This is a genomic window from Commensalibacter sp. M0133, from assembly GCF_016101485.1.
Classification (GTDB): Bacteria; Pseudomonadota; Alphaproteobacteria; order Acetobacterales; family Acetobacteraceae; genus Commensalibacter; species Commensalibacter melissae.
Map to the genome: position 1 here is coordinate 170,089 of NZ_JACFQI010000003.1, position 12,150 is coordinate 182,238.

General features: G+C 33.9%; 12 protein-coding genes. All 12 read left to right on the forward strand.

From position 1 onward, the window contains the following. Positions 1-186 precede the first annotated feature (186 nt). The 12 genes from H3T46_RS07350 (at position 187) to H3T46_RS07405 (ending at position 12,054) form a co-directional block, all read left to right on the forward strand. Positions 187-1,668: a DUF3383 family protein gene (locus H3T46_RS07350; protein ID WP_155580110.1), complete on the forward strand. Its 1,482-nt coding sequence runs from the start codon at positions 187-189 to the stop codon at positions 1,666-1,668. A gap of 1 nt (position 1,669) precedes the next feature. After that, entirely contained in the window at positions 1,670-2,188 is a 519-nt protein-coding gene (locus tag H3T46_RS07355; RefSeq protein ID WP_110439483.1) for a phage tail fiber protein, read from the forward strand. Positions 2,189-2,192: 4 nt separating this feature from the next. After that, on the forward strand, positions 2,193-2,792 hold the full coding sequence (locus H3T46_RS07360) for a hypothetical protein (protein ID WP_122123179.1): 600 nt from the start codon (positions 2,193-2,195) through the stop codon (positions 2,790-2,792). Positions 2,793-2,976: 184 nt separating this feature from the next. Beyond that, entirely contained in the window at positions 2,977-5,052 is a 2,076-nt protein-coding gene (locus tag H3T46_RS07365; protein WP_198197991.1) for a hypothetical protein, read from the forward strand. A gap of 144 nt (positions 5,053-5,196) precedes the next feature. Beyond that, complete coding sequence (locus H3T46_RS07370; protein WP_198197989.1) at positions 5,197-5,859, forward strand: phage baseplate protein; 663 nt, start codon at positions 5,197-5,199, stop codon at positions 5,857-5,859. Positions 5,860-5,884: 25 nt separating this feature from the next. Next, a complete protein-coding gene (locus H3T46_RS07375; protein WP_110439487.1) occupies positions 5,885-6,202 on the forward strand; it encodes a phage baseplate plug protein in 318 nt (105 codons plus the stop codon). Next, complete coding sequence (locus H3T46_RS07380) at positions 6,202-7,275, forward strand: baseplate hub protein (protein WP_198197987.1); 1,074 nt, start codon at positions 6,202-6,204, stop codon at positions 7,273-7,275. The genes H3T46_RS07375 and H3T46_RS07380 overlap by 1 nt, the downstream gene beginning before the upstream one ends. After that, a complete protein-coding gene (locus H3T46_RS07385; RefSeq protein WP_122123187.1) occupies positions 7,275-8,051 on the forward strand; it encodes a Gp138 family membrane-puncturing spike protein in 777 nt (258 codons plus the stop codon). The genes H3T46_RS07380 and H3T46_RS07385 overlap by 1 nt, the downstream gene beginning before the upstream one ends. A 136-nt stretch (positions 8,052-8,187) precedes the next feature. After that, complete coding sequence (locus tag H3T46_RS07390; RefSeq protein WP_110439490.1) at positions 8,188-8,538, forward strand: hypothetical protein; 351 nt, start codon at positions 8,188-8,190, stop codon at positions 8,536-8,538. Next, positions 8,525-9,898 (forward strand): baseplate J/gp47 family protein, encoded by a 1,374-nt coding sequence (locus tag H3T46_RS07395; protein WP_110439491.1) that lies wholly within the window; start codon positions 8,525-8,527, stop codon positions 9,896-9,898. The genes H3T46_RS07390 and H3T46_RS07395 overlap by 14 nt, the downstream gene beginning before the upstream one ends. Then, entirely contained in the window at positions 9,891-10,580 is a 690-nt protein-coding gene (locus H3T46_RS07400; RefSeq protein ID WP_155565068.1) for a DUF2612 domain-containing protein, read from the forward strand. The genes H3T46_RS07395 and H3T46_RS07400 overlap by 8 nt, the downstream gene beginning before the upstream one ends. A 28-nt stretch (positions 10,581-10,608) precedes the next feature. Further along, a complete protein-coding gene (locus H3T46_RS07405; protein ID WP_198197985.1) occupies positions 10,609-12,054 on the forward strand; it encodes a hypothetical protein in 1,446 nt (481 codons plus the stop codon). Positions 12,055-12,150: the final 96 nt, after the last annotated feature.

Sequence of the window (12,150 nt, forward strand, 5' to 3'; positions counted from 1 at the left end):
CTTTTTGGGTGGTTTTTTATTCTTAAACACATTCCAAATTAAAAATTAATTATTTCTTATAAATCATTCAAACATTCGAAATCCAGGCATGCTTGAACCAAGACTAAATTGCCTGAAACAGGGAATACTAAAATTGGTGTTCGATAATTTTCTAAACCAATCCACTATGATAAGGATTACAAATTAATGTCTATACCATTAAATAATATTGTAAGAATTAATCCAAAGGTTTTATCCGTAGGGAACAAGGGAAATGACCTATTTGGTTTAATGCTTACAAGAAAAGAGAATGTTATTCCTGCGGGGATTACATCCATATTTGAAAATGCTGAAGAAATTGGAAAATTATTTGGTTATGATTCAATGGAATATAACCTGGCAACAGTTTATTTTGCTGGATTTACAGATTCTGATCGTGTTGCAACTCAGCTTTATATGGCTTTATACGCTGAAAACAATACAAGCGCCGGTTTGATTGGCGCAACAATGTCGGCTGTCACTTTGGAAGAGTTAAGATCTTTTAAGGGTGATTTACAGATTGTGGTTGATAATAATGAAAAAAATATAGCTGATCCAGATTTTAGCTTTATCAATAGCTTTAGTGAAGCGGCAACAATTTTGGAAAATTTGTTGGGAGTTTCTGTTGTTTATTCATCTGGAAATCAATCCTTTATTATTACATCCGGATTAACCGGATACAATTCTTATGTAAGTTTTGCAACAGGGCAATTGGCTGATCTATTGAGACTTTCAGAAAATCAAGGGGCTAGTTTATCACCCGCAATTGAATCTCCTACACCATCAAGTGTTATTAATACTTTGAGGAAAGAAAACCTAACTTTTTGTTCCGTTTTTCTGACTTGGGAACCTGATGAGGCAGAAGCTCTAACTTTTGCAAAATGGGCAGATTCTATGAAGGATGATGTATGTGTCATTCTTTCTGATAGTTCAAATAAAGCGATAACGGCCAATACCGGAACTTCATTTGCCGAAAAGGTATACTCAGCAAATTACGAGGGTGTTGTATGTGTTTATAACAGTCTTGAACTTTGTGCTTTTATCGCAGGTTATCCTGCGGCATGGGATCTTGAAAAAACCGATGGACGATATAATGCCGCTTTTCGTCGTAGCAGCTTATTAAAAGCCAATGTAACGAATGAAGACATTGCCTTGGCACTTAAAGCGAATGGTTATAATTTCTATGGCGTGTGGGCATCAGCGTCAAATGATTTTGTCTTTATGATGGAAGGTAAAATTTCAGGACAGTATTTATGGTTGGATAGCTGGTATTGTCAGGTATGGATGCGTCGTTATTTTCAAAATTGTTTTATAAAAACCCTATTAGCCAAAGGACAGATTCCATATAATAATGAAGGTAAGGGAATTTTAAGTGCGGCAATCAAACCCGCAATTGATGATTTTATTAAGTTTGGTGCAATACGTTCTGGTATTTATTTATCTGAAGATCAAACACAAAGTCTTAAACAGGCTGGTCTTAATTTATCTCAAATCAATAATATAACGGCTGTGGGTTATTATCTGAAAATTGATATGGGTAATGTAACACCACAAACCCGCGTTCGTCGTGGTTCGCCCCCCATTAATTTTTGGTATACCGATGGTCAATCCGTTCAACAAATCAACATGAACAGCATAGAGTTACAATAAAATGGCAATAAATAGAACAATTACATCAATCAATACAAAATTAACGCTCATTGCAAGTAATCCATGGGTAAATAATAATATAGCGGATAAAGTTGGTTTGGGATCAACAGCATCAGGTTTTGTTTCACCCTTGATAGGCGTACCATTAAGCTTGGAGGGGTTGACGTCAGATTCACCGTTCAAATTTTCCTCGAAAAGTTTAGTTGAAACAGTAACATCTTTTGAAGGTACTGTTTATGGAGGTTATTTGCCTGATGCGCATCAAGTTGAGCTGGAAATTAATTTTGTCGCAGCTTCCAGTTCTTTGGCAATTTTGCAATCATTGGCAAAAGTAATGCAGGTTCAAAGAGAAGCCTTGAAATTTAATGGAACAATGATTATTCCATCTTTAGGTAAAAATTATAATTTGAATAATGGCTATCTGACTCAATGGCAGGCTATTCCCAACCATCAAAAAACATTAAGTGCCGTTCCTTGTAAATTTATTTTTGAATCTGTTGATGAAACTGTAGAGGTCTAAGTTTATGGCACGTCGCTCAGTTGAATTAAAAATCCAAGAACCTGGTCGTGATCAAGGTAAATTATTTAAAATCACCGAAATGTCTGCTTTTGATACAGAAGAATGGGCTGAACGCTCGATTAATGCGATTTTAAGAAATGCTAATAAAGAGGATATATCGTTTTTAATACCTTTAGTTTACACTTATGTGCAAGAAGCAACAATAGAATCAAGTTATGAAGAGTTAATGGAGAAAAATGATGAAGGAATGGTAAAAATTCAACAAGCTACTGAAAAATTAGCTGTATATTTGTCTTCATTGTTTTTCAGTTTGCCTTATGATGATTTAAAGATTGTAGTTAAACCCTTGTTTGATTGCTGTAGTATTTATTTGAATCCTGGTCAAAATGATTTGGTAGAGCCAATTTTGAATAATCCTAATCATTATATTGAAGAAGTTTCTACTATTATCGCTTTAAAACGGGAGGCATTTAAGTTACATACGGATTTTTTTACGAGAGACGCCAAGCGGTACTTAGACCTTTTCATAGTTTCGATGGAGCAATTACAGAGCAAAAAGGATATCGATACTACCCAAACATCCCTCAATCAATCGGAGAGGTGATTACTTCAGGTTTTGCTACGCTAAAAGAATTGCAATCTATTTATAGCGTGCGAGATTTGTACCAATTTTTAGAAATAATTTTAATTAATCAATATAATGAAATGATAGCTTCCGAATATATTAAACGGAAGAGTGAACTTGATGAAGTTCTATAGCCATTGCTATAATTTAAGGAAAAATAGGTATGGATAATTCTAATCAACCAGATAATCAGATACAACAATCCTTGTTGGATTCAGTTGCAAAGATGGATCAGGCATTAGAAAAATTTTCTTTAGCTTTTTCTACACATTCATCAGATAATCCGGAATCTTCATCAATCCTTTCAACAAATTTACAAATCATAATTGATAATCAAAATTCTGCGAATGAAAAACTTGATAACTTAAATCAGTTGAATAATTTGTCTAAATTAGGAAAGCTAGATAAACTTGATGATTTAGATATTTTGAAAAATTCATTATATGAAAAGTCCGATCATGATGGAAAGGGAGAATCATTTCTTGCTGCGGTAAGCAAATTAGAAAATTCTTTTGATAGTTTTAAGGGGGCAATTTCCGAACTGGCAGATCGTTTCTTGACGATAAGGGACATAAGTAATATTACAGATGATAATAGTGCAATGCAACAAATGGCTAGCATGACAAATTCATCTGTATCGGATGTTTATCAAGCTGTAAATGTTGGTAATCGTTATGGGGCGAATAAATCTGAAAGTTTGATGTTTTATAAAGAAATGGCGAATATAAATTCTGCCATTTCCACCAATAAAACAAATAGTTTACTTAATTATCCAGAATTACAAGAATTAGATAAGGTAGCTCCCAGTCAGCGAGTTTTACAAAGGGGTGATGACAAGGGGCATAATTTTACTGCACTTGAGCGCTTGGAAAATATTCGTAAGGCTTTAGCCGCTTTACAAAAAGTTAATCCGGATCGTGCAAATATTATTGCTAGAAAATTGGCTCATGACAATGTTCATATTTATGATCAATTGACTGCGCCTGAACATGATATTATTGATTCCAAATCAAAAAGAGTTCAAACCCATGGATATCAAAATATATTTTTAGAAGAACAAAAGAATTCTAATTTAGAAGGAAATAACGAAACCAATCAAATTTTATCAGAAGCGTCAAACGCTAGTGCGAAATTAGATAATATTAAAAATCAAAATGACTTATTAGCAGCTGAAAAATCCGCCGGTTACGTTATAAATAAATCGAATTTGGAAAGTGATTTATTAAAAAGGCATGGAGATACAATCGCTTCTGCAAAATCAAAGATAGCTATTGCAAATGATGTTAATGATAAGATTGATCTATTAAAAACTGTTTTTACCGCGGTTATAAGTTTTGTAGCAACAATTGCGACATTTAAAGGAGTTTTAGGAAAGGGTGGTTCAGGATTGGCAAATATTGCCAAATCCTTACTGAAGAATGGTAGTAAAGCAGATAAATTTATTTCTAAAATACCTGAAATTGGTGCTATAGGTAAAAAAGCTGGTGGATTAGGTAAAATATGGAATAAAGTTTCTGGTATAAGTGCTGTCAAAAAGGGAACTGGTTCCGTTATAGGGAGTATTGGTCATACAGCTTTGAAAATTCCGGGAATATTCGGATTAACTGGAGGAGTAAAGGCTGTTGGGGATGTGTTAGAGCATGTCGTAACTAAGATTCCTCATTTTGGTAATGCTGGTCGCATGATGGGAAAAGTTGCAGCTTTTGGTGCACGTCATATATTACCTAAAATAGCAGGTCTATTTGCTGGGCCTGCTGGGTGGGCTTTTGATGCGGTGTCATTAGGTTATGATTTGTATAGTTTGTATAACTACATGACAAGTAAAAATAGTAAGACTGCATCTCCTTCTTTGAAAAAACCAATATTCGCTTCTTCTAAGGTTAATCAGTCGGGCAATACTATCGCGGCGGGTGTGGGTGGTACAGCTGTTGGAATCGAAGCATATAAAGCCTATCAAGGTACGATTGGTAATTTACAAAAACATTCTTTATCATCAGGTAATGATAATGTTCAAATGAGTAAACTACTGGCAAATGATGGACAAATAAATAAGGTTAATCCTTCTTTTAATAAGATAATGAATTGCATGACTAATAATAATCAGCAATATCGAATTAACATTATTGTACAACCCTCAAGTGCTGATCCCATGATGATAGCACAACAGGTAAAACAGCAATTGAGCCTTAGTTTTCCATTTTCTAACGCGGTACAATCTTATAAAGCTATCAATTGTTAAAAATTTACTTATTAAAAAACAAAAAATATAATCTTAATTTTTATTTATTCAAGATAATTTTATAATATTTATAAATATTCTTTTAAATTTAAATAATTTATTTGTTGGTTCTAATTTAAAAGGGCCTCGATATTGGAGGATGTTATGGCTATAAAAATAGGGGCTGATAATATTTTGTCCTCTTATGCCCAGAGTGCTGGGTGGAAGCTATTAAATCAATTGGTTAATACAGATTCCAAATTCGGTTTTTTCGATAAAAATGGAAATCCATTTTATGAAACCGGATTAAAAAAAAATGAAATAAAAATCTTAAATAAAACATTAAGTTTTTCTATGGGCAATAATGTAGCCGAGGCAGGGGTTATTTATTTAAAGTATAAAAAAGAATATAAAACTTCAACTGCACCTGTCGAAGGTGGAAAAGTTGTCGCATATAATCTGGTAGAGCAACCCAGAACGGGACAAGTCACTTATGTTTCAACAGGAACTCAAAAACAACGGAAATTATTTGAGGATGCTTTGGAACATGCGGAAAATTCCACAAATGTATATATTTTGCATACAGCGGAACGTTTGATTAACAATGTTAAAATAAATGCTCATTCTGTTGAACGAAATTCATCAAAAGGTTTTCAACTTGTACGATACTTAATTGATTTTCAGGAAATTATATCCACACCAAAGAATATTACCATTAAAAATGCGCGAGCCTATTCTAACGACAGTGTAAGTCAGGGAACAACTCAACCTCATGCTTTAAATGGTAATCAGAAACAAGCGGCTAACAAAAGCCAAAAACCTTATTAGTAAGATTGATAGGTAATAATACGAAATGCAACTTATACAGATTTCACCTATTGAGGCTCAGCAGTTTATTCTTACTCTTGAGGGAATGGATTATCGTTTTCGCCTGTTGGATAGAGGAAATGTTGGTGTGTTCCTTGATGTTTATTATGGTGCAGTACCATTATTAACAGGAATTTTATGTCTGGATCGGGTTCGATTAATTCGTTCTGCTTATCTTGAATTTCCTGGAGATTTAATGTTTGTTGATCAGCAAGGATTTAATCATCCATCTTATAAAGATTTTGGTAATCGTTATTTGCTTTATTATCTCGAAAGTGGAATTGATGATGGGATAGGTATATAATGCTATCATCCTATGAAGAGAAAATTACTGTTATTGGTCATCGTCCTACTTTTACTACCTTTCATAAACGTTATTTAAAATTTGAATTTGTAATGGGAGTGGATGAAAATAAACGACAAAAAACATTTGCAGATGGAAAATTAATCCTTTCGGTCGAACATCTTAAAGCGAAAGTTTCTATTAATTATCAGGGAGGGGAGAGTCTTCCAGAATGTCAATGCACGATTTATAATATGGATGAGCATTGGATCAATCAATTATCAACATTGGGTCAATATAAAAAAGAGTCAAATGGGTTTGGCAATTATTTGATCATATATGCAAGTCTGGAAAACAGTTCCGATAAAAAAATTATATATAATAAAATATTTGAAGGCGGTATAACAGTTGCTTATGCAGATTATGGCAGTGCACCTGATCTTGCTTTCCATGTGAATGCAATGGTTGCAGCAGGATTAAATCTGACTCCAGCTAAATCCATTTCATTCAAAAATAAAACACCTGTCGCAACTGTTGTGCAAACAATTATTGATAAATATAATGCATCTCTACCCTATTCTAATGGGATAGGAAGATTGAGTTTTAAAAATTATGGTGTTAATGCCGTTTTAAACAATCCCAATTATCATGATGATTTAATTGAACAAATTCGATTATGTACAAGAGATACGAAAACCCGTTTTACATTTCAGGATCAGATTTGCAAAATCTTTCCTGAAAATATGACATTAAATGATTATGAACGTAGACTAGAAACTGATGATAGTAATAATGATAAGATAGAAGCTGTAGAAATTTCTTCTAGGAATATTTCTGTCAATAATGGAATGATCGGTTATCCTGCCTATTCAGATAGAGGTATCACTGTTCGAAGTATTTTTAATCATTCAATTCGATTTGGAGAGGAAATAGCTCTTAAATCAGAATATATTAAAAATGTTAATGGAGTATGGCGATATATGGTTTCATTAAAACATGAATTATCCTGTTATACACCTGATGGGCCATGGTTTACAAATATTGAATTGCAAAAAGATTTTTCTAAAAAAGATAAAAAAGGACATATTGGCTAATGATGAATCCCAACAAAGGAAATAGCGTTCTTAATACGTTATGGACTATGATGGATAATGCAATCAGTCGTGTTTTTACTGCTATGCCGGTACAAGTATTATCTGTTGATACCGAAAAACGGCTTCTTGATGTAATTCCGATGCTCGCAATGTTGGATAATGAAGGAAAGGCAGTAGATCATGCGCAAATCAGTAATATTCCTTATGCAAGACAACAGGCTGGAGATTATGGAATCATTATTGATCCTCAAATAGGTGATAAGGGCATTGTTGTTTTTGCTGCTAGGGATATTTCAAATGTTGTTTCTAGTCGTAAAAAACATATTCCGGCAAGTTATCGTAAACATTCTATATCAGATGCCATTTATATAGGATCCCTTTTAAATGAAGAACCAAGAACATGGTTAAAAATCACTGATGGTAATCTGGAGATGGCCATTGCGCCTGCGTCAAAACAATCCCCCACTACTTTCGTGAATATAAGGGATCAGGACGTAGAAATATTTTTATCTAATGGTACCGATGTAAAAATAAAAGATGATAAACTTCATATCAAAGCTTCGGATATTAATATAGAAGGTAATGTCAATATAAATGGTCAGGTCAATATTTTGGGAGAAACATCCATTATTGGTGAGACTTCAATTATAGGGAACACTTTAATTACAGGTGCCGCTCAAACGACAGGAGATACTGTTATTGATGGAATTTCTTTTCTTGAACATGTTCATGGAAATGGTAATAAGGGCCAAGATACTACCCAACCTAAAAATTAGATTTAAAATTTTTAATATATTCAAAAGGTTATTTTTTATTATTAATTATCATAAATCATATTCTATTAAAAAATTAATTTGAAATATTAATAACTTTATTAACCACTCTTTTGAGTGGTTTTTTTTGAGGTTGAAAATGGAATTATTATTAACTGAGGATTGGGATTTGCTGGTTGATAGAAATGGAAATATAGCAACTGTAAATGATGGGTTTGCCATTGCTCAACAGGTTGCTAACGAAATAAAATTGGAAGAGGGTGAGGGATGGTATGATGTGAACCAGGGAACACCATATTTTGCTAAAATATTGGGGGTTAATCCAAATTGGGGATTAATTAAGAATATTTTATTGGATCGTGCTGAAAATGTTGATGGTGTTATCCGTGCTGACATGGATTTGTATGTTGATAAACAAAGGGCCTTGCATGGAAACATTTATTTAATCATTGATACAAAGAGCGGGGAACAATTAAATGTCGTTTTCTGACGATGACAATATTAATGCAAGAAATATCTCACCAGTTCAGCTGAGAAATTTACCGATTGTTAAAGATGTCGACACGAACATCCCTTCATTAAAATGGGGGGGACAATCCACATCAGACCATGACAAAGAATGGGGTAATACAGGTATCATATTGCCTGAAGAGCAGGATATTCTTGCAGGCGTTATTGAAGATTTTCAGAATGCCTTTAATAATCAATTAAAGTTCTTCAATAATCAAAATGAATTTTTATTATCAACCCCACAGGGCCAACTTGCAACCTCTATGGCCGCGATAATTTCAGATCGTAACCGTTTATTGGCATATTATGTAAATCAGGTTGATCCATCTTATGCTACAGGTCGAATGCAAGATGGTATTGGTCGGATTTATTTTATTGAACGTATAAAAGCCAAAGCAACTACTGTTACCGGTATCTGTCGAGGTCAAAAAGATGTTTTGATTTCGGCAGGAACTAAAGTGCAGGATGGTGATGGAAATTTATATGAAGCGGATCAAAATTATATAATTGGTGAAGATGGCACAGTAGCTGTAAATTTTGTTTGTTTGCAAAAAGGTCCAATCAATTGTCCAGCGCATAGTTTACAAATGTATCAGCTTATTCCCGGGTGGGATAATGTTGATAATCCTACAGAAGGTATCATTGGTAATAATGTTGAAAGCCAAGCACAGTTTGAACAAAGGCGGCGACAGTCCGTCGCTTTAAATTCTGTAAATAGTGTGGATAGTATTATGGCAGCTTTACTGAATTTAAAAAATGGCAATGGTAGCAGTGTTTGTGAAGATGTTTATGTTATTGATAATGATTCGGGAGGAGGTGTGAATAAAAACGGTGTTTTTTTAAAACCGCATAGTCTTTTTGTTTGTGTCTCTGCACCAGATGATGATTGGAGTAAACAATTAATTGCACAAACTATATGGAAGAAAAAACCACCGGGTTGTGATATGAATGGCGATCAAATAGTCGTCATTCAGGACCAGAGTGGGTTATATTCAACACCTCCGAAATATACTATTTGTTACGCTAATGCAAAAAGAATTCCGATCAGGTTAAAAATTACTTTAGCAAGACCACAGTTCTTACCAAAAAATGCGGTTGATCAAATAAAAACGGCAATTATAAAAGCTTTTACAGGTAATGATGGATCGAAAAAACCTAGAATTGGAAGTGAAATTCTAGCATCCAGTTTTTATGCACCTGTGCAGAGATTGGGGAGTTGGATCAGCATCATAACCTTATTTATTGGACGAGAAATTGCCAGTTTTTCGTTGGTTCAAATGAATATTGATGAAATGCCTACATTGAATAAAGATGATGTAGAGGTAGTGTTTAATGGATGAATCGGTATTTTTTGATGAAAATAAACCCCCTTTATGTCTTGATTATCATGAAACAGTTATTGCGCAATATGCTAATTCACCCCGTTTACTTGCGTTAATAAGATCATTTAGTGAGGCGATGAAAATCTGTGTTTTTTTTAGTGATTTTTATGAAAATATTTGGGATTTGAATACTGCCACAGGTAAAGGACTAGATATTTGGGGGCAGGTGGTTGGTGTTAATCGTACTGTAAAAACCCTTACGGGTTTCTTTTGGGGATTTAATGAGGAAACTTTATTATTAGCACGTCCGTATCACGATTTAACAGGTTTTAATGACTCCTTATCTTCAATAGAAGATCGTCGTACGGCTTGGGGTATGTTTCGTGATTACCAAGAGTTAGAGGGTGAAATCACATTTACAGATAAAAACTTTAAAAAGTTAATTTTCGCAAAGGCTCATGCGAACGTGAGTAATTACAATACATCAGATCTCAATTTTATTTTGATGTATATTTTTGGATACAATGAAAATGGGGAAAAAAATAATCATGAAATATATGTTCGAGATAATTTTGATATGTCGATAACTCTTATTTTAAATTGGCTGCCTAGTACTGATGAAGTGGCTATTATCATGAATGCAGGTTTATTGTTCAAACCAGCTGGGATCTCGTTGAAGGTTGATATTCAGTCTAAATAATTAACAAATAAATATTAAAGGACAAAAAATGTCTATTCAAAGACCTGGAAAGCTTTTCTCCTCTAAATGGGCAGAATATGGTGATCGCTTTAATATCGAAGATACTGGGGCTGATTATCAAAATGGACGTGCTGATATAGAAACGGGTTTCCCACCACAAACAATGAAATCAGTCTTACAGGGAGGAGTTCCGCCCTGGGGACAGGATCATAATGGAATTTTATATAAAATTACAGAAGCTATACAATGGACACAAGGAGGGGGATTAGCCTTTTTCAATCAGGAATGGTCGAATAAAGTAGGAGGATATGCCCTTGGATCAGTTTTGAGATCGCAACGTTTTATTTATGTATTTTATATAAATATGATGGATGGTAATTCAATTGATCCAGACACAGGAAAGATAACTAGTGATTACTGGGTTAACTATGATAAACCTGGAAATAATTGGGCTGTTTTATCCATACTTTCTGATAATTCCGATAATATTTCTTTCTTGGATAGCGATACTTTTAGAATTACTACTAAAGTTGCAGGGCCATTAGCTAATGTTTATGTAAGGCCTTCGACAAAAGAGGTTAAATTCTTAGGTACACCAGATTTTCCATTTAGAACGGTGCAAGATGCTATTAATGCTGTGCCTAATGGTGGGACAGCAACTATCTATTTGTGGTATCAAGATGAATATACCTTAATGCAGGATAATACCATGAATTTGCCTGGATTGTTGGCAAATGGATGGGATATTGGTCATCGAAATTTAAACTTTGTTCCATGGGGACAAGATGAAAGGGATAAATTTGGTAATTATAATGATGAAACAGGAGCCTTGATTGATCAATTAAAGCATGATCTAGTCTCTTCTCACAGTGAAGAGGGGATTTGGCATTTTTCCATAATGAAAAAACCTATTATTCATATTCCTGTTGGAGTTGATAATGTTAGTAATATGACTATTCATGGTTATATTAGAGGAGATCTTGGAGCTTCTGTAGTTTTTGAACATTTTGAATTTGTCGTTCAAAGAGGTACACAATTAGGCAATCATCAGGATGGATCTCCTTTTCATCCTTTTTTAAGTTACGTTTTTAATGGTTGTAGTTTTGTTAATTTAGATGTTTTAAATCAATTATATGGGGGTTGGGAAGGTGCAAGTAATACGATTAAATTTACTAGATGTCATACAGCTGATGAAAATGGTAATCTTGTAACAAAAGGAAAATTTATTTGTTTAGGTCCAGCTACGACGACGTTAACCGTTGATTTTACTAGATTATCATCTGATACTGAAACATTAAATGGGCATTCATATGAACGTTATGAAGCAAATGCTGAAGCATTTTTTAAACGTATACGTAATTATCAATCTGCACAAATGCGTCCTGTAGCTTACCGGATGAAAGATTCTCAACCTGTGGAAACTTTTTATTATCCCCAAGGTTTGAAAACAAGCTTAGATTTGGACTTTTCTTAAATATTTTATATATTTTCAAACAGACATGGATGGTTAGCGATGTATTTAATGCGAACGTTTTTTTTGAACAGCTATTGTGTATACCAGGTATTGAGA

Excerpts from the sequence above, each read along its gene's own strand:
- H3T46_RS07350 (WP_155580110.1), top strand. The coding sequence starts at position 187 with ATGTCTATACCATTAAATAATATTGTAAGAATTAATCCAAAGGTTTTA.
- H3T46_RS07355 (WP_110439483.1), top strand. The coding sequence starts at position 1,670 with ATGGCAATAAATAGAACAATTACATCAATCAATACAAAATTAACGCTC.
- H3T46_RS07360 (WP_122123179.1), top strand. The coding sequence starts at position 2,193 with ATGGCACGTCGCTCAGTTGAATTAAAAATCCAAGAACCTGGTCGTGAT.
- H3T46_RS07365 (WP_198197991.1), top strand. The coding sequence starts at position 2,977 with ATGGATAATTCTAATCAACCAGATAATCAGATACAACAATCCTTGTTG.
- H3T46_RS07370 (WP_198197989.1), top strand. The coding sequence starts at position 5,197 with ATGGCTATAAAAATAGGGGCTGATAATATTTTGTCCTCTTATGCCCAG.
- H3T46_RS07375 (WP_110439487.1), top strand. The coding sequence starts at position 5,885 with ATGCAACTTATACAGATTTCACCTATTGAGGCTCAGCAGTTTATTCTT.
- H3T46_RS07380 (WP_198197987.1), top strand. The coding sequence starts at position 6,202 with ATGCTATCATCCTATGAAGAGAAAATTACTGTTATTGGTCATCGTCCT.
- H3T46_RS07385 (WP_122123187.1), top strand. The coding sequence starts at position 7,275 with ATGATGAATCCCAACAAAGGAAATAGCGTTCTTAATACGTTATGGACT.
- H3T46_RS07390 (WP_110439490.1), top strand. The coding sequence starts at position 8,188 with ATGGAATTATTATTAACTGAGGATTGGGATTTGCTGGTTGATAGAAAT.
- H3T46_RS07395 (WP_110439491.1), top strand. The coding sequence starts at position 8,525 with ATGTCGTTTTCTGACGATGACAATATTAATGCAAGAAATATCTCACCA.
- H3T46_RS07400 (WP_155565068.1), top strand. The coding sequence starts at position 9,891 with ATGGATGAATCGGTATTTTTTGATGAAAATAAACCCCCTTTATGTCTT.
- H3T46_RS07405 (WP_198197985.1), top strand. The coding sequence starts at position 10,609 with ATGTCTATTCAAAGACCTGGAAAGCTTTTCTCCTCTAAATGGGCAGAA.